The organism is Herbidospora cretacea (assembly GCF_001570605.1).
GTDB classification, from domain to species: domain Bacteria; phylum Actinomycetota; class Actinomycetes; order Streptosporangiales; family Streptosporangiaceae; genus Herbidospora; species Herbidospora cretacea.
Genome location: NZ_BBXG01000015.1, coordinates 166,479 through 186,961, shown reverse-complemented (window position 1 = coordinate 186,961; position 20,483 = coordinate 166,479). Strand labels below are relative to the sequence as shown.

The following is a 20,483-nucleotide window of genomic DNA, read 5'->3' as shown; positions in this document are numbered from 1 at the left end:
CGTGAGTGATTTTCCAGGGGTTCTGCGCGTCGGTGGTCTAGAGGTTGCCGTTTCTGTGAGTGAGCGTCGCAGGAGTGTTCGGCTCACTGTCGAGCGCGACGCCTCGGTCACCGCAGTCGTTCCGCCCCAAGTCTCCAAGGCTGAGCTGGTCAAGATGGTCGAGGCCAAGCGGTCCTGGCTGTACCGCAAGCTCGCCGAGAAGCGGGATTTGGGCGAGGCTCCACCGGAGAAGGAGTACGTCTCGGGTGAGGGGTTCCTCTACCTAGGTCGGTCGTATCGCCTTCGAATCGTTGCTTCGGGAGATGTCCGGTTGATTCGCGGGCGCTTGGAACTCGCCAAAGGCGGCGCGGCTAAGGACCTAGTCCGCTGGTATCGGCGGGTCGGCGAGCCGTGGCTCCGCAAGCGGGTCCAGCCCTGGGTTTCCCGCATGGGTGCCGAGATGACCGGACTGCGGGTGCGGCCTCTGGGCTACCGGTGGGGATCCTGCTCCCAGGATGGTCAGGTCAACATCCACTGGGCCACGATGCAACTCCCGCCCACCTTGATCGACTATGTCCTCGTCCACGAGTTGGCGCATCTTCAGCGACCGGACCACGGCCCCGAGTTCTGGCGGATCGTCGAGCGTGCGATGCCCGGCTATGAGGACTATCGGCAACGACTTCGCTCTAGAGGAAATGAGCTTTGGCTTCCCGAAGAAGGGCGGTGAGTTAGAACGAGGTCACAGTTAAACGGTCCGGCATCGTTGGAGAGTTTGATGTTCCTGGCTTCTGTGGAGTCGCTCGACCAAACCCGCAGAGGCTTGATTCGTCGGATTGGACAGAGCACGTGGTGACGGTCCCAACCCTATTCACGGGCGGGGATCCGCAACACGGATCATGTTGTTAAACCTGCCACCGTGTCCATCTTCTCGTCCTCCAGGGGATCCGGTGCGAAGTGCATGAGTTCATTGCGAATGCGCCGCACGGTGTCCAGCCGATCCAGGAAGTGCAGGTGATCGAGGTCCCATTCCATGCGGGCCCAACGGTCGGAGGACTCCAAAAGCTTCTGATAGTCGTGCAGCATCAGGTTTTGGGCGCCTTTCACCTTCGAAGCAGACAGCTTCGCGAATTTGCGAATCTCATCCAGGGAGAAGACCTCGTCCACACGCCGCCGGAGTCGACGCTCGGCTTCCTCGACCAGTACGAATGGCCGGGCAAGCTGGCCGAACTGCTTAGTCATATCGGCAGCGGTGATGATCCCCACGACCCTCATCGCATGGTCGCAGGTGAAGATATAACCCCTATTGTAGATTTCGCCGACCTGACTAAGGAGTTCGGTGTACAGGTGAACGGCATTGACGGTCCGATCAATGGCATTGCTGACCGTGGCTAAGTGGCTTTTCGTCATGGCTGCCTTGCCGATGGATTCCCAGCTGATCGCTCCCAGGAGGATTCCGTTGTCGTCAAGGACGGCCAGCTGGGAGAACTGTCCGCTGAGTAGTTTTGTCCGCGCGACCTGCAGGCTGTCGCCCAGTCCGACCGATTCCACAGGTGTAGTGGCCGAAGGTACGACGCTGACGGTCAGCGTCAACGGGGGCATATCGGGCGCATCTTGTGTATTGGCCAGAGAAATTCGTTCTTCGGCGCTCGTGGTTTCGCCGGGCTCTCTCCCGATCGGCACAAGTGTGATGGAGTTGTCTATCCAGCTCTCGGTGAAGGGCGGGTTCGTCGTAACACCCTTCGCGGCCAGGTCAGTTTCGATTTGGGCCACTGCGTCCGAGGTCCGGCGCGTGACACCCCATCGCTTGAGGAATTCGCGGATAGTAAGGCGGATGGGTTGTCCTGAGATAACTGCGTCAAGGAGTTCGTGAGGGGTAGTGAAGCCCTCAAGTACTTCCATCTCGCCGGCCAGCGGCCCCGGATCGGAATCGTGGTGTGCGAGGTGAGCGATACGCCGCGGCGCGCCAAACCGGGTAAGCCCGCAGACAGTTAGCAGCGAGCCCATGCTATTGCGCAAGTCCTGCTTGATGACGCTCTTCGAGATGTTGGTCCGATGCCATTTGACCGGCCGGAGTTGGCGGAACTCGGGCTCGGCGCTCGCGTCGAAGAGGTAGTCACCCGTGATCTCTCCGATGGCGACTTTCCCGTTCTTCAGCGGTGATACTACGAAATCACCCGGCCGCATCTCCTTGGTGAACCGCCAGAGCTGACCGGTCCAGTTGGAGCGCACGGCCTTGCTCGCCTCAGGGTAGGCCTGGGCAACGAGCGTGGCCAGGTCCTCCCTCAGTTCGCAGCCGCTCAGGTCATCCAATTCGGACCATCCCAAAATCACGTGGCCGGAGGAGAGCGCAGCCTCCTCCCGTTCACCCGTGCTGCCGAGCCGTACTAACCATGCGCGAGTCGCCATCGCTGCCTATTCAGGAGATGTTGGTCGTAGACGGCCAAGGTAACACCGAATGCCGGGCGTGATCTTGAGAATGATGGCGATGCGTCGGAGTTGGCTGGAGGCTATGTTGAGCGGCGGGGGTCCATTTGTCGCTGCTCAGCCGTGAGGCCATCTTGTACGCCCTCCTTTCGTCGAAGGATCTCCGGTGCTGTCCGGCAGGCGAGAACCTCCGCGCCATCCCGAGCACATGCACTGCTGTCTGATCAGCGCAGGCTGATGCTGCTTGGGGCGCAGAAAAGTGAACCGCCCTGAGCGCGATAAAGGCTTCTTGCTGCGTTTGACCCGTTGACAGTGATGACGGCGATGACACGGCGAAGGTGGGTCCCAGTTCTGGCGGCCCGCGCACTCGATGGCGGAGCGGTGACAGGACGTGACAGCCGTTGACGCCATGACTGTGTCAACGGCTGTCAGCGCGGGTCACCGTCAGCGACTTCCCGCGAAACTCCCGGTGGATCCATGCGCAAGCATGCTTGTCACCGCTGTCATCTGTGTCCGCGCAAGATCGCCAAGTTTCGACAGCGAGGGAACACCGCCATCCTCAGCGATCGTTTGGCTGGCCGGTCGTACTGGATATCGGGGGGTTTCCATGAACGAGCTGCCGCCGTCCGCCTACAAGCGTCGTCCGCCCACCAAGCCCTTCGGCCGGTTCCTCTGGGGCCGGCACAGCCTGTTCCGCAGAACCGTGACGCTGGCCCTGGCCGTGGGGTTCGGTGTGGGGTTCGGTTATTCCTTGGGGGTCATCGTCCAAGCGGAAGAGCCCGCGCGACCCGCACTTGCGGTTGCGCCGGTTCCCGCAGCGCAATCGACCCCACCTGCTCCGGTGGCGCTCAGAGTCGCGTCAGTGAGCGTGCCCCATGTCCCTCTGGTGGACAAGAGCGCGGCGTCGGCCAAGCCGACTGAGAAGCGCCGGACACCACTCGTCAGGGTGAGCAAGAAGGTCAAGGGGCCAGCGGCGGCGAAACGCCACCGCTCCGTCCGGCACCACCCCTGCGCCCGTTTCGACGGCTACAAGGCGCAGGTGTGCAAGACGTTGTTCAAGCGTTGACGGGGTGAGCCAGCGCGCGTAGTTCTCTGACCATCGGCAGGTTGGCGGACTCGCGAGGGACCGCATCAACGATGCGACGGATGATGAGCTGTCTCATGGGGGTGAGCTGCCGAACTCCTTCTGCGATGCGTAGAGCATCCTGAAGGGCGTGCGTCAGATCGCCCCCGTGTACGGCAGACAGCGCCTGGATCAGTCGCAGGTTGCCGCCCGCGAGGTTCGACGGGTAAGTGGCAATGGCCCGGTCGATCGCGACGGGGGCCTTCTTCGTGTCGGCGAGGAAGGCGTACACGTAGGCCGCACTTCGGTGAACCGAAGCTTCGGGGTAGCTGGTCCCCACCGACGAGCCGATCGCCCCGGCCGTGGTGGCGTGGTCGGGTAGGCGTTCATAGGTGTCGGCCAGCTCGTTGAGTGCCTGGATGGCGTCCGCGGACCGGCCATCGAGGGCGGCGAGCTTTGCGCGGACCTCCAAGGCCATCGCGCGTCCCGTGCTGGGGGTGCCCTGGGCCTGGCCCAACGCGTCGTCGAGGAGAGCGGCGATCATGGATCGCGGCTGGTCCTGCCAGAACAGGCAGTCGGCCTCTCTAGCCCGCACCCAGACGGAGAGGTTCCTGTCTTCGGACGCGTCAGCGGTGCGACGGGCGGTCTGCCAGGCCAGCCGGGCGGAACGCCGGTTCCCGGCGTCGTTGAAGTCGGTGGCCATCAGGGCCGTGAGCTGCGACCCCACTCGGAGCAGCTCATTGCGCGGGAGACCAGTCCGGGGGTCCTGGAGAAGTCGGCCGACCTCTAGCAAATCAGCAGTTAAGTCCGCGATCAACGCGTTGGGCGGCTGGGCGTAATAGAGCTGGCCATACGTCTGGACGGTTCTGTGCCAGTCGTCCATGTGATGGTCGTCCCGCAGGCCGAAGGATCGTTCGACGCTGCTGAGAATGGTTTCCAGCGTTCCTGCGGGAACTGTCACTCCGGCGCTTAACGCGCTCATGAGTCGCAGGGCTGCACGGCGGTCCATATCGTCATCCTCGTCGCATGCTGAGGCTGTTGGGCGAATCTTGAGCATACGCCTGCGGAACTGGTCAAGTTCGACGATTAGGGCATAGAGACTGACAAGTCGACCATCCGTCTCTAGTGCGTGCTCAAGCCTTTCGACGGCTTCCAGCGGTGGGCGGTGTATGCCGCGCTCCCATTTGCCAATCAGGGAGAAATGCCAGCTCAGACGGTCTGAGAGCTGGCGCAGGCTGAGATCTTTCGTGTTACGCGCGTGACGGATGTGGCGGCCGAACAGTTCCCAAATATCGGAAACGTCGGCTGAGATCTCGGGCTCGGTCATCGACCATCTCCGGTTGTGTCGCCATGTGGCATACGAGATTTGCCACGCACTGATTCTTCTCGGTTACTACCCGTGGCCCAAGTATGTCACTGCACCGCAGTTCTTCCCCGAACAGAAGCGGGACCCGCAGAAACGTCGCCACGTCCTACGGGTCCCATTGATCGCACTCGGAGGTGCGACCCGTGGCACACGATAGGGCCGGAAGAGCAGCAAGGCGAGATGATCACGGGCAGGCCGGCGGAACTGCGGATTTAGCGGCCACAGGATGTACTCGCTTTTCCTTGCTGAATTCGTGTGCGGCAATTCCCCCTGGGAACTACCTGCGCCTTATGGCCCATCCTGAGTCTGTCGCGAAAGCGCGGGCGCATGTTCGTGGCCTTTTGGCGGCATGGGGACATGAGGGTCTGAGCGAGACGGCCGAGTTCGTCGTGAGCGAGCTCTCCACCAACGCGATCACGGCGACAGAGAGGGTGGTGGATTCACCCACCAAGGTGATCGGCCTGGACGCCTACCGACTCCCGAGGTCGGGCGCGGCCGGGGTCGTAGTGTCGGTCTGGGACTGCTCCCGCGAGCCACCCCGCGTGCTCTGCCCTGATGAGGATGCGGAAGGGGGCCGGGGGCTGCTGTTGGTGGCGGCGCTGGCGCAGGGGTGGGGATACCACCGACCCGTGATCTTCGGGGGCAAGGTCGTCTACGCCACGATCACGGAGGCTCAGTGAGCAGGGTGGACCTGGCTTCTGGGCCCAAGGGCTGCGGGGCGCCCTCGTGCGACGGGACCGCCTACAGGTGCAGCGTCACGCGGGCGCTGGCTGCTTCCGCCCATGCCGTGGCCAACGTGGTGCGGGAGCGGCTGTTCAGGGAGTGCGTCAACCTGCTGGGACGGCTCGACCGCGAGTGGATCGATGCGCGGTCTGTCGAAGAGAACGTGGTCCTAATGACCGATGAGGAGTGGGTCGAGTGGTCAGGCCAATGAGGCTGCCGCCGGGCTGATGAGCTCCGGGAATCCGTGGCTCGGAGTGAGGTCGTTCACGTACTGCCCCCACAGCGTGGACGGCCCTGGCCTGGCGGCATGCGGCGGGGTGGCTGAGCGCGGTCTGGCGTGCTCAGCCACCCTGTCGTTCAGGCAATACGATCTCGTCACCCCTAAGGTGGATCCATGGACTTAAGCCCGTTTAAGGACTGGGACGAATCGGCTTGGATTGCCTTGGGCGGTGCGATCATCGCAATGGTCGGCACCATCTACAACATCGGGATGAAGAGGCATGCTAAGCGGTCCGCCCTCGCCGCCAAGAAGTCGGCGGAGGCTGCTGAGCGGGCCGCCGAGCAGGCGACCCGGGTTGCGGACTTAGATGCTGCGCGATGGCATCAGGAGATGGCTCCTCCGCATCCGGGGGATTTGAGGATCTCTCCACGCAGGGAGGAGGGTTCCGGCCGGTGGGGGCTCTACGTGACGATTCATTTGCCGCGTGGTTATCGCGTCCGCGGGGAGACCATCTTCAAGAACAGTGCCCCAGCGCAGGACGCGCGAGGGCCCCTCAACATTGGGTTGTATGAGCGAGGCCCAGCCGACCTGGACCTTCACATCGAGTCGAGTGAAGGTTCCGAGGATGCATACGGTGCAGTGATCGGCCTGCAGCGTAATGTGAAGGCCGTACATCTGCGCTTCTGGCCTCCCCTGGAAACGGACGAGGCCGGGGCTTGGGTCTGTCCTTGCGGCGGACCGACTGGTGACAATGGCACAGGGCAAGGCCATTGGGAGATGATTCTTTCTGTCACCCTCTAGTCTCGCTAACCTCGACAGAGAAGGCCCGGACAGCCAGCAACTGATAGCGATCCGGACTTTCATCTGTTCTACGTAGCCCTTAGCTCTTCAGACTTGGCGATCTTTGGGAAGGTCCCGAGCTGAACCCGAGGCGCACTCTTTGCGAGAGAGCAGGGGCCGATCGGTAGGCTCAATAGTTGAGAACTCAGGTTGAGAGCGTGCCCAACCTTCCAATCGGAAGATCTCGTACGCGTCTTCGCGGACTGTCGCGTCCTGAACACGCGTCAGGAACTCGGGAACTGTGCTCCCGCACAGGCGCCGTAGCTCAGTCGACAATCCGAGTATGCGAGTGATCAACGCCCGTTGCTCAGTGAGCCGCAAGGCTTGCCCGGCCTCGTCGCTCAGATAGCCATGTTTGCCTACGTACACGTAACAGGCTTGGAGCGGAACGCCCGAGGTCAGGACCACGGGGAAGTCGTCGAGGGGAAGTAGCCGCCGGTCGTAGTTCGGCTCGGTGGCGTCGAGGATTTCGAACTGTGGCTCATCTAGCCACAACACGAACAGCCGGGATGTCTCACCCGGCACGACGATGGGGGCTGCGGGGATGTAGCCGTTCCGGTTGATGTGGGCCGACACGCCGGGGGCGATGCCGGTGACGTCGGCGATGGTCAGGGGGATGACCGGCCGGACGTCGTGGTTGACGAACTTGCGGTGGAGCTGGCTGGGGGCGGCGTTGGAGCCGACCGCGATCACGCGATGCCGCTCAGACATCGGCGCGACGCCGAGCTGGTCGAGGTGGTCGCCCAGGCGGCCGAGGTCGGTTTCGAGCACCCATGCTTCGGCCGGCTCTCCGTCGACTACGTCCAGGCGGGTGTACCGCCCGTCGGCGAACAGTCCGGAGGTCGGGGGGATCCGACCGGGATAGGTGAGCGGGCGCGTCATGGGGTCGTCGGCGAACAGGTCATCGACGTCGAGCTCCGGGGCGCTCACGTGGCGTCCAGCTCGTACACCAACACGTGTCGGTCACCGGGGAGCACCGAGACCATGACCCGGACCGGTCGGCCGTCCGCATCGTAGCCGGTCCGGGTGTGCTCCGCGATGGGTGTTCCGGCGGGCAGGCCAAGGCGAGTGGTCTCGTCCTTGGTCGGCATCCTGACCTGGATCTCGTCGAGCGTCTTCACCTGCGGGTGCCCGATCGACGACAGGATCCCGCCGGGGACGGCGATGTCGCCGGGCTTCATCAGCACGGTTCCCTGGGCGATGTCCATCGGGAAGTAGCTGTCTGAGAGCTGGAACGGCATGTCGTCGACGTAACGGACACGCCGACGCACCACGACAAGGTCGTCTTCGCTGACGCCGAGCCGCTGGGCGACCTTGGCCGACGGCGTGTCGATACCGACTGTGACCTCTTGGCGGGGTTCGTGCCCCTGGTTGCGGACGTCGTTGTTCCACGCGTCGCCGTCCGCGTTGTGGCGGGCGGTGCTCTCGAAGCTGGACAACTGCCAGCGCAGACGGGTCTGTGAGCGGACGACACGCCCGCGGCCCCGTCCACTGGAAAGCAGCCCCTCGTTCGTGAGCTGCTGCAAGGCCTGGCGTACGGTCTGGCGGCTGACCTGGTGGTTTGCCGCCAGTTCTTGTTCTGCGGGGACGTTGTCCCCGGGCTTCAACTCGCCGCGCACGATGGCGGCTCTGAGGTCGTCTGCGACGCGCTCGTACAGCGCGCGTGTGTCCGCTCCCGCAGGCACGTTGGCGCACCCCTCTCAACTCTCTGTGTCGGTGTACGTACTCACCGTACCAACCTGCTTGACATTGGTCACGCTGGGTAGCACTGTACGTACACAGAGGTGAGTACGTACTCAACGTACAAGCGGACTTGCCTCCGAACACAGAAAAGCCGGGACGCGGCCCAAGTCGCCAAACCAGATCCGCACCCCGGCACCCCTTTAGAGAGGTGTACTCATCATGACCTACGGGTCCAACCTGCCCAACCTTCCCGTCCTGCGCGTCGAGCTCGACTTCGGACGGGACGACGCCTTCGCTGGCGTCCAGTGGATCTGCCTTGTCTGCGACGGCGCTGAAGAGTGCGAGCCCGGTGACGAGGCTCCGACTCCCGCCATCTGTTCCTCCTGCAACGCTCTCGCCGTCGCCGAGGCGATGGACAAACTGCGGGAGTCCGGCGCGTGGACGACCGTCAGCGGGATCGAGGGCTGACATGCGCTTCGCCTGTCCCGACTGCGGACACCGCCACGGTTCAGCCCTTGGCTGCCGATGCGGCACCCCGTACCCGCAGATCCAAATGTGCGTCATGCACGCCATGCGCTGCGTGGCCGGCTGCCGGTCCTGCCGCGTCCTCGTCCGCTCCCAGTCCGGCCGATAGGAGGCTCCGTGTTCGTTCGTCTGCGTGGCCTCATCGCCCGCATCAAGGCCCGCCAACTGCTCAATGATCAGCGCAAGCTCGGTGGGTCCTGGGAACTGATGGCCCACTTCTGGTCAAGAGACCTGGGGCGCGAGTGCGCCAAACCCGAATGCCCTCGCTGCGGAGGGAGCCGGAACCGATGACTCGCCCGCTCACCGAAGGCGAGCACACGGCCGTCTCCGTCGTGACGGCGGCGGTCGGTGCGCTGGGCCTCATCGGATTCGTCATCTCCTTCGCCACCGTGGCACAGGCCGCCGAACCGGCCTTCGGCCGTCTGGCCTTCCTACTTCCGCTCGGTGTCGACCTCGGGATCGGAGTGTTCGCCGCGCTGGACATCGTCCTTGCCCGGCTGGACATGCGGGTGCGCTGGTTGCGCCTGATTCCGTGGACGCTCACCGCCGCCACCGTCTATCTGAACGTCGCCACGCAGGCCGACGTGTTCGGCATGGTCGCCCACGCGGTGCTACCGCTGCTGTGGGTGGTCGCCGTCGAGGTGGGCGCCCACGTCATCCGCAAGCGCGCCAACCTGGCCAACCCGGCGCGGATGGACCGCATCCGGAGTTCTCGCTGGGTGCTGGCTCCGATCTCGACCGGCCTGCTCTGGCGGCGCATGGTGCTCTGGGAGATCCGCAGCTATGGGGATGCGCTCGACCGTGAGCGTGAGCGCGTCCTGGCCACGATCGATCTGCACGACCGGTATGGCCGCCTGTGGCGGTTCAAGGCGAGCCGTCGCGAGCGGGCGCTTTACCGGCTCGGTGAGCTCACGCCCGCCGCAGGTCCGGCCGTGGTTCCTGTTCCGCCGACCGGCCGCCGGGCTGATGTCGACGACCTCATGCCGCTCGGTTGGCAGATCCTCGCCGACCACGACGCCGTCGGTACGCCGCTCACTCGTGACCGGCTCCGGGACGCGGTCCGCGAGACCGGCCAGTCCATTTCCACCGACCGGGCGGGGGCGCTGCTCGCCCGCCTCCGGTCCGAGACACCTCCCCGCCGTTCCGCCCGCTTCAAGGCTCACGAGGTGACCTCATGACGGATCACGAGCCCACTGCTGATGTTGTCCCGATCGACGCCGCCCGGGAACGCCGGGCGGCTGCTGAAGACCGACCGGTCGAGGGCGTCGTCGTCCGCGTCGACCGGCCCGACGCGGACGGCCCGGACTGGCTGACCGCCCTGGCCGAGCGGTCGAAGGACCGCCGCCCGATCGTCCCGTCATGGATGCGGTCGGGACCGGAACGTACCGCGACCATCAAGTGGGTCGCGGCCCACTACACCTACGTGGCCGGGTACCACGTCACCCGGTCACCGAAGTACGCCGGACGGCTGGCCATGCGCGCCCCGGTCGGCCTGGCCCGCGTCGTCAACAGCTCGTTGTCCTGGACGTTCGACCTCGAAGGGCGGCCCGTCCGCCTGGACGCGGTCCGCCGGGCCGACGCCGAGGCCTACCTCAAGCTGTCGCGCCAGCGGGACGCCCGCGTCCGGCTGCGCGTGGTGATCGCGCTTCTCGCGCTCGGCGTCGTCGTGCCCGCCGGGCTGGTGGTCGCGTTCGCCCCGCCGGGAGCTCAGTTGTGCGCGCTGGTGGTCCTGGTGGTCGTCCTGGGCGTCGCCGGTCGTCCGGCGGACCGGCCGTTGATCGATCGGGCGGTCGTGCCGACCGCACACGAGAAGCTGAGCAGCGACATCGTGATCCGCGCCCTGGGCGCGCTGGGTGTGCCCGCCATCAACCAAGCTCTCGCCCGTGGCGGGTCGGGGATCAACTTCGTCGCCCCGATCACCCGTGACGGCGGCACCGGCTACCGGGCAGACCTGGACCTGCCCTACGGCGTCACGGTCGCCGAGGTGATGGACCGGCGGGAGAAGCTCGCGTCCGGCCTGCGCCGCCCGCTGGGCTGCGTGTGGCCGGAGGCCGTTCCAGACCAGCACACCGGCCGGATGGTCCTGTTCGTCGGCGACCAGGACATGAACAAGGCCAAGCAGCCGGCCTGGCCGCTACTCAAGTCGGGCGCGGTCGACCTGTTCAAGGCTCAGCCGTTCGGCACCGACCAGCGGGGACGGTTCGCCTCCATCACCCTGATGTTCGTCTCGGTGATCATCGGCTCGATCCCGCGTATGGGCAAGACGTTCCTGCTCCGCCTGCTGTGCCTCATCGCGGCGTTGGACCCGCGTGCCGAACTGCACCTGTACGACCTCAAAGGCACCGGCGACCTGTCGCCGCTGGAGTCGGTCGCCCACCGGTACCGCGCCGGGGAGGAAGACGAGGACATCGCATACGCGATCTCCGACATGCGGGCGCTCAAGGAGGAGCTTCGCCGCCGCGCCAAGGTCATCAGGAATCTGCCCAAGGACGTCTGCCCCGAGTCGAAGGTCACGCCGGAACTGGCCAGCAACAAGAGCCTTGGGCTGCACCCGATCGTGATCGCCGTCGACGAGTGCCAGGTCTGGTTCGAGCACGCCAAGTACGGCGACGAGTTCGAGTCCATCTGCACCGACCTGGTCAAGCGCGGCCCAGCGTTGGGGATCGTCCTGATCGTCGCAACCCAGCGCCCGGATGCGAAGTCGCTCCCGACCGGCATCAGCGCGAATGCGGTCCTTCGCCTGTGTCTCAAGGTGATGGGCCACACCGAGAACGACATGGTTCTCGGCACGTCCGCGCACAAGAACGGCATCCGCGCGACCATGTTCAGCTTCTCCGACAAGGGGATCTGCTACTACGCGGGCGAAGGGGACGCCCCGCGCATCACCAAGTCCGTCTACATCGACGCGCCGGCCGCCGAGAAGATCGCTCTCAAGGCCCGTGCCCTGCGAGTCCACGCGGGGACGCTGTCCGGCCACGCCCTGGGCGACCAGTTCGAGGCCGACACCGCCCCGGCCTACGACCTGCTGGCCGACATCCTGGGCGTGGTCGGCGAGCCGAAGGTGTGGAACGAGGTCGTCGTGTCGCGGCTGGCCGAACTGCGCCCGACGATCTACGGCCCATGGGCCGACCTGGAACCGGAAGCACGGGCGGCCCAGCTCACCACCGCGCTAAAGCCCTATGGCGTCCGCACCGGCCAGGTCTGGGGCAACACCGAAGACGGACGCGGCGCGAACCGTCGCGGGATCACCCGCGACGAGGTCGCCAAGGCGTTCGCCGACCGCTCATCTGACGCTTCGTAGCCGTCGCTCTCGCCGCTAGGTCTAGCGGCCACCCCCGCTAGACCTAGCGCCCCTGCTAGCACCTCAAAGCCCTGCCTGTACGTGATCTAGCGCGCTAGCAGCCCATCTGCATCACCCCGGGAACATCCCTAGGAGCCACCTGTGGCCATCGCCATAGCCCTGCTAGTCCTCTGCCTGTTCGTCGTCACGCTCGGTTACATAGGCCTCTGCGTCGGGTCGCCCTGGAAACCCTGCGCCCGGTGCCGGAACAAGCGCCGGTCTCGCCACTGCCGCGCCTGCAACGGCACCGGCCTGCGCCAACGGATGGGCTGGCAGGTCTGGGTCTATCTGACCCGGTTCGGTCGTAGCCGATGAACAGCCGTCACGTCTACGCGCTCGCCGCCGCTTCGCACGGTTGGCACGTCTTCCCGCTCACTCCGAACGCGAAGACGCCGCTCCGCGGCTTCACCGCATGGGAGAAGCACGCCACCACCGACCGCGACCTGATCGCCCGGTGCTGGGACGCGAACCCGTTCAACATCGGCATCGCCTGCGGCCCGTCCCGGCTCGTGGTCGTCGACCTGGACCGGCCGAAGCCCGGCGCTGTGCCGCCGGAGCCGTTCGACGAACCCGGCGTCACCGACGGCGCCGACGCCCTGGCCCTGCTCTGCGAGCGAGCCGGTCAGCCGCTCCCGTTCGACACCTTCACCGTCCGCACCCGCAACGGAGGAACGCACCTGTACTTCACCGCACCCACCGGTCTCAGTCTCGGCAACACCGCCGGACGGCTGGGCTGGCTCATCGACACCCGCGCCAACGGCGGCTACGTGGTCGGCCCTGGTAGCCGAGTCCCGACGACGGGCGAGACCGGCGAATACGAGGTGACCAACGCCATCGCCCCAGCCACGCTCCCGGCCTGGTTGACCGCGCGACTCACCGACAGGCCGACCGGCCTTCGCAGCACGCCGACGGCCCTAGGAGGTGATCAGGCGACCCGCTACGCCTGGCGTGCCCTGCACGGAGAGACCGAACGCCTGTTCAGCGCTGGACCCGGATCCCGCAACAGCACGCTCAATCAGGCCGCGTTCGCCCTGGGCCAGCTCATCGCGAACCGCCTGCTCCCGCGCCACCTGGTCGAGTCCGCGCTCCAGGAGGCCGCCGAGACCATCGGCCTGCCCGCGCACGAAGCCGCCACGACCATCCGTTCCGGCCTGACCGCCGGAGTCCGCCAGCCACGCCGGGACGCACGATGACCAACGCACCCGCAGAGCGCGCAACGGCCCTGCTCTCCACGCTCAACGCCGACCAGGTGCTCACCGCGATGCACGCCCAACCTTGGGACACCCCGGTCCCGCTGGCTGCGCGCGGCACGTTGCCGGCCTTCCCCGCTCACGCTCTCCCAGCCTGGGCTGGCGAGTTCACCGCCGCCCTGGCCGAGGAGACACAGACGCCGGTGGACCTGGCCGGGTGCATCGTGCTCGCCGCGCTGTCGACGGCCGCCGGAGGGCGGGCGCTGGTCAACGTCCGGGGAAGCTGGTGCGAGCCGGTCAACCTGTTCGTGGTCGTCGCCATGCCGCCGGGCTCGCGCAAGTCGCCGGTCTTCCGGGCGATCGTCGCGCCCCTCCAGGCCGCCGAGCGGGCACTTCAGGAACAGGTCCGCCCACTCATCACTGAGGCCGAGCTGGCGCGCAAGGTCGCCCAAGAGTCCGCCGACAAGGCCGCCCGCATGGCTGCCTCAGCACGCGGCGACTCTGCCGGGGATGCCCTCGCTGAGGCGACCAGCGCCGCCCTGGCCGTCGATAGCATCACGGTGCCAGCTGAACCGCGCCTGATCGCCGATGACATCACGCCGGAAGCAGCTGCGTCTCTGCTTGCCGAGCAGGGCGGGCGGCTGGCGGTGCTGTCGGCCGAGGGCGGCATCTTCGCCACCCTGGCCGGTCGGTACTCCGGTGTCGCGAACCTGGACCTGTTCCTCAAGGGCCACGCGGGCGACCTGCTTATCGTCGACCGGCGGAGCCGCCGGGAGCGCGTCGACCATGCTGCGCTCACGCTGGGCCTGGCCGTCCAGCCCGACATCGTGACCGAGATCGCGAGCTCACCAGGCTTTCGCGGCAAGGGCCTGCTCGGGCGCATCCTCTACAGCCTGCCGACCAGCAACGTCGGCTATCGGCTGATCGATCCGCCCGCCGTCCCCGAACAGGTCGCGGCGGAGTACGCGGCCAGCCTGGGACGACTCGTCACCGAGATGTACGGCTGGCAGGACCCCGCCCGCCTGGTCCTGTCGCCCGAGGCGGCCGACCTGTTCCGTGCTCAACGGGAGCGCACGGAACCCCGGCTCCGCCCCGACGCCGGAGACCTGGCCCACATCAGCGACTGGGCCGCCAAGTTCGACGGCGCGGTCGCCCGAATCGCCGGCCTGCTCCACCTGGCCGCCCACATCGGCGACGGCTGGCGAAAGCCCATCGCCGCCGACACCATGACCGCCGCCATCGAACTGGGCGAGTACTTCACCGCCCATGCCCTGGCCACCTTCGACGCCATGGGCCAGGACCCCGGCGTCGAGGCCGCCCGCACCGTCCACGCCTGGCTGACCAAGGCCAGGCCAGAACACTTCACCCGCCGCGACGCCCACCGCGCGCTCCAGCGCAAGTTCAAGAAGGCCGCCGACCTGGACCCCGCCTTCGACCTGCTGGAGCAGTCCGGCTGGATCCGCCGCGAACCCGACCCGACCACGAGCAGGGGCAACCCCTCACCCCGCTACGCCGTGCACCCTGACCTGCACCGCACCGCCTGAGGAGCCGCCCTGATGCCTCGCATGCTCACGCTGGCCGACCTGTGCGACGAACTCCAGATCAGCCGCTCGACCTTCTACGACTGGCGCGCCAAGGGCCGCGCCCCCAAGTGCCTCAAGCTCCCCAACGGTGACCTGCGCATCCGCCGTGCCGACCTGGACCGCTGGCTCGACACCCGAGAGGACAACGCCTGATGACCGACACCACGTACAAGGTCCGCGTCTTCAAGACCGAGGTCAGGAAGAACCCGGCAGGAAAGGCCACGTCCTACCGAGTCCAGTGGCAGACGGACGGACGAAAGATCTGGCGGAAGTCCTTTCCGCTGGCGGCGCAGGCCGAGACCTACCGAAGCAGCCTGATCACTGCGGCGCGCAATGGAGAGGCGTTCAGTCTGGTGACCGGAGAGCCGGTTTCCTGGAGCCGGACGCGGACGCAGGAAATGACCTGGTACGCCTTCCTCTGCAAGTACGTCGACATGAAGTGGAAAGGCGCATCGGCCAACTACCGGCAGGTCATCGCCCGTGCGCTGACGGCCGCCACGCCCGCCATGTACACGACGCAGAAGGGCAAGCCGGACGACAAAGCCCTCCGTTCGGCGCTCCACCGCTATGCCTTCAACACCCAGCAGCGGGAGACCGCGACCGGCGACGTGGCGGCCACGCTGAAGTGGCTGGCCGACCACAGCAAGCCGATATCAGCCCTGACCGACTCAGGTCTCATGCGTGACGTACTCGACAAGGCGACGTCCACCGTGGCCGGCACCCGCGCCGCACCGAACACCGTGAGAAAGCACCGCCTGATCGTCTCCAACGCCCTCGACTACGCGGTGGAACTGAAACTGTTGGACATTAACCCACTCAAGACCCTCAACTGGAAACCCCCGAAGAGCACCTACGAAGTCGACCGAGCCAGCGTGATCAATCACGCCCAGGCCCGCAAACTCCTGGACGCCGTTCGCCAACAGCAGCCGAGCGGTCCTCGCCTGGTGGCGTTCTTCGCGGTCATGTACTACGCGGGCCTGCGTCCCGAGGAAGCGGTAAATCTCCGCACCGACAACGTGATCCTCCCCGACCTCGAAGAGGGAGAGGAGGAAGGCTGGGGCGAACTCCACTTCAGAAAGGCCGCCCCCTACGCCGGGCGAGAGTGGACCGACACACGCACAATCCGAGAAGAGCGCTCGCTCAAACACCGCCCCGACGGCCATTCAAGGACCGTTCCGACGCCGCCCGCCCTCACCGCGATCCTCCGCGCGCATCTGACCGAGTTTCCGAACGGGCCGGACAACCGCATCTTCTTCGGCGTGCGCGGCAACGAACTGTCGCAAGTCACCTATCGGCGAGCGTGGAGCGCAGCCCGTACGCAAGCCCTGACTCCGGCCCAGGCCGATTCGGCCCTGGCCAAGCGCCCCTACGACCTCCGCCACGCCTGCGTCTCCACCTGGCTCAACGCAGGCGTCCCAGCGACCCAGGTAGCCCAGTGGGCAGGCCACAGCGTGGAAGTCCTGCTCCGGATCTATGCCAAGTGCGTCGCCGGACAAGACGCCATCGCACGTCAGCGCATCGCGGAGGCACTCGCAGCGGACTAATCCCGTGGGTAAGAACTGGGTAAGAACACCCGCAAACGATCAGCTTTAGCCGATCACCACCGGACATAAGAAAGAGCCCTCCACCGGCATAACCGCTGGTGAGGGCTCTTCTAATTGGTGCCCCCGGTAGGAATCGAACCTACGACACCAGGTTTAGGAAACCTGTGCTCTATCCCCTGAGCTACGGGAGCCGACCCCCCAAGCCTAGCGAAACAAGAGCCCCCCGCGCGCCACCCAACCCCCCTCAAGGTCCTCCCACCCAAAGGTAAAGCAACAACAACCCCGCGGCCCGAAGGTGAGATAGGTGATCGGCTGGGCACCGTGACCCGAGGACGCCGACCCGGTACCCGCACACTACGCCCCATGGTCCTGCTGGCCGCCCTGCTGGCCCCAGCCGTCCTGGCCTTAGGCTTACTCGTCGCCGAACTAACACAATTCGGCGTCCCGCCGTACCTGCGCGCCAAGCCCGCGGAGCCCCCGGTCTTCATGGCCCCCACCCCGCTCCCGCGCCCGCTGACCCCGGACCGCCTCTACGAAGGCCGTGTCCCCGCCCGCAAACCCCCCGAGCGTGAGAAGCACGACAAGCACGGCAACCACCCCGACATGCCCGAACCGCCAGTCCAGGTAGCAACGCCCACCGAGGCCAAGGTCCCGAGAGGCGAAACCCCGCGCAGCGGGGCAAGGCGGACCCCTCCGGCAGAGGTGAGGGCCGCGTGCCCCGACGAGTGGACGGACACCTGGCTCTGGGAGGTCTGCCAAGAGGAAGCTCGTAAGCCGGCCTAAATTACCCCCGCCAACCAGCAAGAACGGTCCACAACTCCCATACGGCATAAGACACGTCAATCGGTATGTAACGGCTGCAACGACTCGGGCACGACCACGCATCCCGCTGTAGTAACGTGCCTCCCTGACCGAGGTCACGAATTCGCAAACGGAGGAGTCGAAGCGTGCCTACTCCTCGATCAGCGGGACTGGTCGTGGCCGTCATGCTGATGTTCTCCCTGGTCCAGGCGGGGAGTGCGCAGGCGGCGCCGAAGAAGGAGCCTGCCACGCTGACCGAGCTGCGGCGGGAGGCCGAAGAGGCGGCCAAGGGGATCGAGGCCGCCACCAAGGCGCTCGTGGCCCGGCAGAAGGAGTTCGACACCTCCAACAAGCAGCTTGAGGCCAAGCTCACCCAGCTTCGCACCGCCGACGCCGAGCTCGCGCGCATCCGCAAGCCGCTGTCCGATCTCGTCGAGGTCATGTACCAGAACCCGACCAGCAGGAACATGGGTTCCCTCATGACCAGCTCGAACGGGGAGGCCTCGCTGCGGGCCATGAGCGACGTCAACCAGCTGATCGCCGGGCGGAACATCGTGGTCGAGGACGCGACGCGGCTGTTCCAGGACCGCGAGCGGCTGGCCTCGGAGGCGCAGGAGCTGCGGGCGACCAAGCTCCTGCAGGAGGCGCAGCTCACGTTCGAGATCGACACCCTGCGCAAGCAGTCGCAGAAGACCGTCAAGTCCCTCACGGGGGCGCTCGCCAAACTGGGTGTGAAGCGCGGCGGCGGCGCCTGCGACCCCACGCGGGTGGTGCTCGCCGAGGAGTACGCCAACGGGCTGCTCCCCACGAACGTGCTCTGCCCGCTGCCCTTCAAGGGCGAGGAACTCCGCGCCGACGCCGCGATCGCCTTCGCCGACCTCAACCTGGCCTACAAGCGCCGCTTCGGCCAGAACCTCTGCGTGGTCGACAGCTACCGCAGCCTCCGCGACCAGCAGATCGTCTACTACCAGCGCCCCGGCCTCGCCGCCATCCCCGGCCGCAGCAACCACGGCCTCGGCCTGGCCATCGACTTCTGCGGTCCGATCCGCGTCTACAAATCCACCGAATTCGTCTGGCTCGAACAGAACGGCAAGAAATTCGGCTGGATCCACCCCGACTGGGCCTACGTGAGCCCCTTCGAGCCCTGGCACTGGGAATACGACCCCAAGGTCGGGTCCCTTCTCTAAAGGCTCTTCTTCCGTTACGGCTCTCGCCCACCCCGGCCCCGACCGCCGCCCCCGGCGCGGGCTCGTACCCGGCGCCGACCGGCCGCCCTCCGCTTCCCGCCGCGACGACGGCGGTCCAGCCGGAACGGCTTCTAACGCGGATGGATCGCGAACGACAGCCGTGCCCCGGCCTGCGCCCTGGCCAGCGACGTGGCCTGGCCGGTCGTCGTGGCCAGCACGAGCAGGCCGCCCTCCTCCGACTGCGCCTTCGTCAGCACCCTCACCCGCTCCGCCGCCGTCTCCGCGTGTGTCTCGTAGGCGGCCAGCACGTCGATCACGTCCCCCGACGTCACCAGCCCGGCCGCGTCGGCGTCCTCAACCCTTACAGGAGTGGCGACCAGACCGGGCGAGCTGCCGGCCAGCAGCCCGCCACCGAGCAGCCGGGCGTCGGTCAGCACCTCGCCCCGCCGGGCGGGGGCCGTCAGCACCTTCCCGGCGGCGGGAGAACCGGCCGCCAGATAGCCGTCGGGCAGCGCCGACGGCGGCAGCCGGATCGTGGCCAGGTCGCTCGCCGCCAGCCGTCCACCGGGAAGGTCACGGGACGCGACCAGCACGGGCACGCCTGACGGGGACCGTACGGAGACCAGGGTTCCGGCCACCGCGAGCCCGAGCAGGACGGCGGAGATCAGCCGACGGCGCCTGGCGAGCAGCCGGGCCCACCGCGCCGGCACCGCGACACGCATCAGAACAACTCCAGACTCGGTGACTACGGCAGGTCGAACGGGAGCTTGATCCCGTCGAGGGCGTTGCCGCAGGCGCAGGCCCGCTCCTCCGGCAGTTCCCGCACCACCTGGCCCACCAGGGAGCGCATCCGCTCCACGTTGGCCGCGAAGAACGCCATCACCTCCTCGTGGGTGACGCCCTCACCGGCTTCGACGCCGGCGTCGTGGTCGGTCACCAGGGAGATCGAGGTGTAGCAGAGCGCCAGCTCGCGGGCGAGGATCGACTCGGGGAAGCCGGTCATCCCGATGATCGTGCAGCCCATGGAGGCGAACCACTTCGACTCGGCGCGGGTCGAGAACCTCGGGCCTTCGATGACCACGAGGGTGCCGCCGTCGGAGACCTCCCAGCCCAAGGAGCGCGCCACCGATACGGCGGCCGAGCGGCCGTCGGGGCAGTAGGGGTCGGAGAACGACACGTGGACGGCGCCGCCCGCGTCGTAGAAGGTCTGGATGCGGCCGGAGGTGCGGTCGATGAGCTGGTCGGGGACGACCAGCGCGCCGGGACCGAGCTCGGCGCGCAGGGAGCCGACGGCGCTGGGGGCGAGCACCTGGCGCACGCCGAGGCTGCGCAGCGCCCACAGGTTGGCGCGGTAGGGGATGCGATGGGGCGGGAAGCCGTGGTTGCGGCCGTGGCGGGGGAGGAAGGCGACATTGCGCCCCTCGATGCGCCCGACCGTCACCTTGTCGCTGGGGGGCCCGTAGGGGGTCGCGACATCGATCTCCTCGGCGTCGTCGAGCAGGGAGTAGAACCCTGAACCGCCGATGACACCGATGTCTGCACGATTGACCATGGCGCCGACCCTAGCGTCCCCGGCCCCACCGCTTCGACCCTCTGTCGCCTCCTGTGGACAACCCGCTCAGCGGCAGGTCAGGCCGCCGGAGTGCTCGCGGGGGTGCTGGTCGTGGAAGCGCTGCCGGAGGACGAGGTGGTCTCGGCGGGCTTGCTCTCCGTGGCCGGCTTGGACGGCGACGACGTGGTCGTGGACGACGTCGTCGACGACCGATTGTCGGTCCGGTAGAAGCCCGAGCCCTTGAACACGATGCCCACCGCGTTGAACACCTTGCGGAGGCGGCCCGCGCAGGCGGGGCACTCGGTCAGGGCGTCGTCGGTGAACTTCTGGACGACTTCGAGCTGCTCACCACAATTGGTGCAGGCGTACTGATAGGTGGGCACGCGGTCCTCCTCAGTGACTTGGCACTCGGCCCAAGCGACTGCTAAATGATAAGGCAACTGGCAAGCTGCAACGTTGCCGT

Annotated in this window: 20 protein-coding genes and 1 tRNA gene; 13 read left to right on the top strand and 8 right to left on the bottom strand. The window is 66.7% G+C overall.

Going from position 1 to position 20,483, the window contains the following annotated elements; all coding sequences use genetic code 11:
• The first annotated feature begins 1 nt into the window (after nucleotide 1).
• Nucleotides 2-706, top strand: coding sequence for a M48 family metallopeptidase (locus tag AW270_RS26625; protein ID WP_063819352.1), 705 nt, complete (start codon nucleotides 2-4; stop codon nucleotides 704-706).
• Between the two features lie 167 nt (nucleotides 707-873).
• On the opposite strand, the gene AW270_RS26620 is transcribed toward AW270_RS26625, so the two are convergent.
• Nucleotides 874-2,385 (bottom strand): DUF8426 domain-containing protein, encoded by a 1,512-nt coding sequence (locus AW270_RS26620; RefSeq protein WP_063819345.1) that lies wholly within the window; start codon nucleotides 2,383-2,385, stop codon nucleotides 874-876.
• A gap of 625 nt (nucleotides 2,386-3,010) precedes the next feature.
• On the opposite strand from AW270_RS26620, the gene AW270_RS39085 reads away from it, so the two are divergent.
• Complete coding sequence (locus tag AW270_RS39085) at nucleotides 3,011-3,469, top strand: hypothetical protein (protein WP_157522678.1); 459 nt, start codon at nucleotides 3,011-3,013, stop codon at nucleotides 3,467-3,469.
• On the opposite strand, the gene AW270_RS26615 is transcribed toward AW270_RS39085, so the two are convergent.
• Nucleotides 3,459-4,793, bottom strand: coding sequence for a helix-turn-helix domain-containing protein (locus AW270_RS26615; protein WP_061298738.1), 1,335 nt, complete (start codon nucleotides 4,791-4,793; stop codon nucleotides 3,459-3,461). The genes AW270_RS39085 and AW270_RS26615 overlap by 11 nt on opposite strands.
• Before the next feature lie 329 nt (nucleotides 4,794-5,122).
• Between AW270_RS26615 and AW270_RS26610 the strand changes: the two genes are divergently transcribed.
• The 3 genes from AW270_RS26610 to AW270_RS39080 all read left to right on the top strand — a co-directional run bounded on the left by AW270_RS26610 (nucleotide 5,123) and on the right by AW270_RS39080 (nucleotide 6,576).
• Entirely contained in the window at nucleotides 5,123-5,512 is a 390-nt protein-coding gene (locus AW270_RS26610) for an ATP-binding protein (RefSeq protein WP_063819344.1), read from the top strand.
• On the top strand, nucleotides 5,509-5,766 hold the full coding sequence (locus tag AW270_RS26605; protein ID WP_061298735.1) for a hypothetical protein: 258 nt from the start codon (nucleotides 5,509-5,511) through the stop codon (nucleotides 5,764-5,766). Before AW270_RS26610 ends, AW270_RS26605 begins: the two co-directional genes overlap by 4 nt.
• Before the next feature lie 183 nt (nucleotides 5,767-5,949).
• On the top strand, nucleotides 5,950-6,576 hold the full coding sequence (locus AW270_RS39080; protein WP_157522672.1) for a hypothetical protein: 627 nt from the start codon (nucleotides 5,950-5,952) through the stop codon (nucleotides 6,574-6,576).
• 87 nt (nucleotides 6,577-6,663) lie between these two features.
• Here AW270_RS39080 and AW270_RS26600 read toward each other — a convergent pair whose 3' ends face one another.
• Both AW270_RS26600 and AW270_RS26595 read right to left on the bottom strand, forming a co-directional pair.
• Nucleotides 6,664-7,545: a hypothetical protein gene (locus AW270_RS26600; protein WP_061298733.1), complete on the bottom strand. Its 882-nt coding sequence runs from the start codon at nucleotides 7,543-7,545 to the stop codon at nucleotides 6,664-6,666.
• Nucleotides 7,542-8,300 carry a GntR family transcriptional regulator gene (locus AW270_RS26595; RefSeq protein WP_061298731.1) on the bottom strand — a complete coding sequence of 253 codons (759 nt, stop codon included), beginning with the start codon at nucleotides 8,298-8,300 and terminating at the stop codon, nucleotides 7,542-7,544. Before AW270_RS26595 ends, AW270_RS26600 begins: the two co-directional genes overlap by 4 nt.
• A 217-nt stretch (nucleotides 8,301-8,517) precedes the next feature.
• On the opposite strand from AW270_RS26595, the gene AW270_RS26590 reads away from it, so the two are divergent.
• The 7 genes from AW270_RS26590 to AW270_RS26560 all read left to right on the top strand — a co-directional run bounded on the left by AW270_RS26590 (nucleotide 8,518) and on the right by AW270_RS26560 (nucleotide 16,480).
• Nucleotides 8,518-8,766 carry a hypothetical protein gene (locus AW270_RS26590; protein ID WP_030452048.1) on the top strand — a complete coding sequence of 83 codons (249 nt, stop codon included), beginning with the start codon at nucleotides 8,518-8,520 and terminating at the stop codon, nucleotides 8,764-8,766.
• 344 nt (nucleotides 8,767-9,110) lie between these two features.
• Nucleotides 9,111-10,001 carry a DUF2637 domain-containing protein gene (locus AW270_RS26585; protein WP_051759538.1) on the top strand — a complete coding sequence of 297 codons (891 nt, stop codon included), beginning with the start codon at nucleotides 9,111-9,113 and terminating at the stop codon, nucleotides 9,999-10,001.
• On the top strand, nucleotides 9,998-12,124 hold the full coding sequence (locus AW270_RS26580; protein ID WP_061298729.1) for a cell division protein FtsK: 2,127 nt from the start codon (nucleotides 9,998-10,000) through the stop codon (nucleotides 12,122-12,124). The genes AW270_RS26585 and AW270_RS26580 overlap by 4 nt, the downstream gene beginning before the upstream one ends.
• A gap of 350 nt (nucleotides 12,125-12,474) precedes the next feature.
• Nucleotides 12,475-13,356 (top strand): bifunctional DNA primase/polymerase, encoded by an 882-nt coding sequence (locus AW270_RS26575; RefSeq protein ID WP_061298726.1) that lies wholly within the window; start codon nucleotides 12,475-12,477, stop codon nucleotides 13,354-13,356.
• Nucleotides 13,353-14,897, top strand: a complete 1,545-nt coding sequence (locus AW270_RS26570; protein ID WP_061298723.1) for a YfjI family protein — start codon at nucleotides 13,353-13,355, stop codon at nucleotides 14,895-14,897. Before AW270_RS26575 ends, AW270_RS26570 begins: the two co-directional genes overlap by 4 nt.
• Nucleotides 14,898-14,909: 12 nt before the next feature.
• Nucleotides 14,910-15,089, top strand: coding sequence for a helix-turn-helix transcriptional regulator (locus AW270_RS26565; RefSeq protein WP_030452043.1), 180 nt, complete (start codon nucleotides 14,910-14,912; stop codon nucleotides 15,087-15,089).
• Nucleotides 15,089-16,480, top strand: a complete 1,392-nt coding sequence (locus AW270_RS26560; RefSeq protein WP_061298721.1) for a tyrosine-type recombinase/integrase — start codon at nucleotides 15,089-15,091, stop codon at nucleotides 16,478-16,480. Before AW270_RS26565 ends, AW270_RS26560 begins: the two co-directional genes overlap by 1 nt.
• 115 nt (nucleotides 16,481-16,595) lie before the next feature.
• On the opposite strand, the gene AW270_RS26555 is transcribed toward AW270_RS26560, so the two are convergent.
• A tRNA-Arg gene (locus AW270_RS26555) sits at nucleotides 16,596-16,671 on the bottom strand.
• 756 nt (nucleotides 16,672-17,427) lie between these two features.
• On the opposite strand from AW270_RS26555, the gene AW270_RS26545 reads away from it, so the two are divergent.
• On the top strand, nucleotides 17,428-18,468 hold the full coding sequence (locus AW270_RS26545) for a M15 family metallopeptidase (protein WP_245674865.1): 1,041 nt from the start codon (nucleotides 17,428-17,430) through the stop codon (nucleotides 18,466-18,468).
• A 131-nt stretch (nucleotides 18,469-18,599) separates the two neighbouring features.
• Here the strand turns inward: AW270_RS26545 and AW270_RS26540 are convergent, their stop codons facing one another.
• The 3 genes from AW270_RS26540 to AW270_RS26530 all read right to left on the bottom strand — a co-directional run bounded on the left by AW270_RS26540 (nucleotide 18,600) and on the right by AW270_RS26530 (nucleotide 20,403).
• Entirely contained in the window at nucleotides 18,600-19,190 is a 591-nt protein-coding gene (locus AW270_RS26540) for an SAF domain-containing protein (protein WP_061298717.1), read from the bottom strand.
• A 23-nt stretch (nucleotides 19,191-19,213) separates the two neighbouring features.
• On the bottom strand, nucleotides 19,214-20,020 hold the full coding sequence (locus AW270_RS26535) for an S-methyl-5'-thioadenosine phosphorylase (protein WP_061298715.1): 807 nt from the start codon (nucleotides 20,018-20,020) through the stop codon (nucleotides 19,214-19,216).
• Nucleotides 20,021-20,097: 77 nt separating this feature from the next.
• Nucleotides 20,098-20,403, bottom strand: a complete 306-nt coding sequence (locus AW270_RS26530) for an FmdB family zinc ribbon protein (RefSeq protein ID WP_061298714.1) — start codon at nucleotides 20,401-20,403, stop codon at nucleotides 20,098-20,100.
• Nucleotides 20,404-20,483: the final 80 nt, after the last annotated feature.

Excerpts from the sequence above, each read along its gene's own strand:
- AW270_RS26615 (WP_061298738.1), bottom strand. The coding sequence starts at position 4,793 with ATGACCGAGCCCGAGATCTCAGCCGACGTTTCCGATATTTGGGAACTG.
- AW270_RS26590 (WP_030452048.1), top strand. The coding sequence starts at position 8,518 with ATGACCTACGGGTCCAACCTGCCCAACCTTCCCGTCCTGCGCGTCGAG.
- AW270_RS26570 (WP_061298723.1), top strand. The coding sequence starts at position 13,353 with ATGACCAACGCACCCGCAGAGCGCGCAACGGCCCTGCTCTCCACGCTC.
- AW270_RS39085 (WP_157522678.1), top strand. The coding sequence starts at position 3,011 with ATGAACGAGCTGCCGCCGTCCGCCTACAAGCGTCGTCCGCCCACCAAG.
- AW270_RS26560 (WP_061298721.1), top strand. The coding sequence starts at position 15,089 with ATGACCGACACCACGTACAAGGTCCGCGTCTTCAAGACCGAGGTCAGG.
- AW270_RS26580 (WP_061298729.1), top strand. The coding sequence starts at position 9,998 with ATGACGGATCACGAGCCCACTGCTGATGTTGTCCCGATCGACGCCGCC.
- AW270_RS26610 (WP_063819344.1), top strand. The coding sequence starts at position 5,123 with ATGGCCCATCCTGAGTCTGTCGCGAAAGCGCGGGCGCATGTTCGTGGC.
- AW270_RS26585 (WP_051759538.1), top strand. The coding sequence starts at position 9,111 with ATGACTCGCCCGCTCACCGAAGGCGAGCACACGGCCGTCTCCGTCGTG.
- AW270_RS39080 (WP_157522672.1), top strand. The coding sequence starts at position 5,950 with ATGGACTTAAGCCCGTTTAAGGACTGGGACGAATCGGCTTGGATTGCC.
- AW270_RS26565 (WP_030452043.1), top strand. The coding sequence starts at position 14,910 with ATGCCTCGCATGCTCACGCTGGCCGACCTGTGCGACGAACTCCAGATC.
- AW270_RS26575 (WP_061298726.1), top strand. The coding sequence starts at position 12,475 with ATGAACAGCCGTCACGTCTACGCGCTCGCCGCCGCTTCGCACGGTTGG.
- AW270_RS26540 (WP_061298717.1), bottom strand. The coding sequence starts at position 19,190 with ATGCGTGTCGCGGTGCCGGCGCGGTGGGCCCGGCTGCTCGCCAGGCGC.
- AW270_RS26535 (WP_061298715.1), bottom strand. The coding sequence starts at position 20,020 with ATGGTCAATCGTGCAGACATCGGTGTCATCGGCGGTTCAGGGTTCTAC.
- AW270_RS26620 (WP_063819345.1), bottom strand. The coding sequence starts at position 2,385 with ATGGCGACTCGCGCATGGTTAGTACGGCTCGGCAGCACGGGTGAACGG.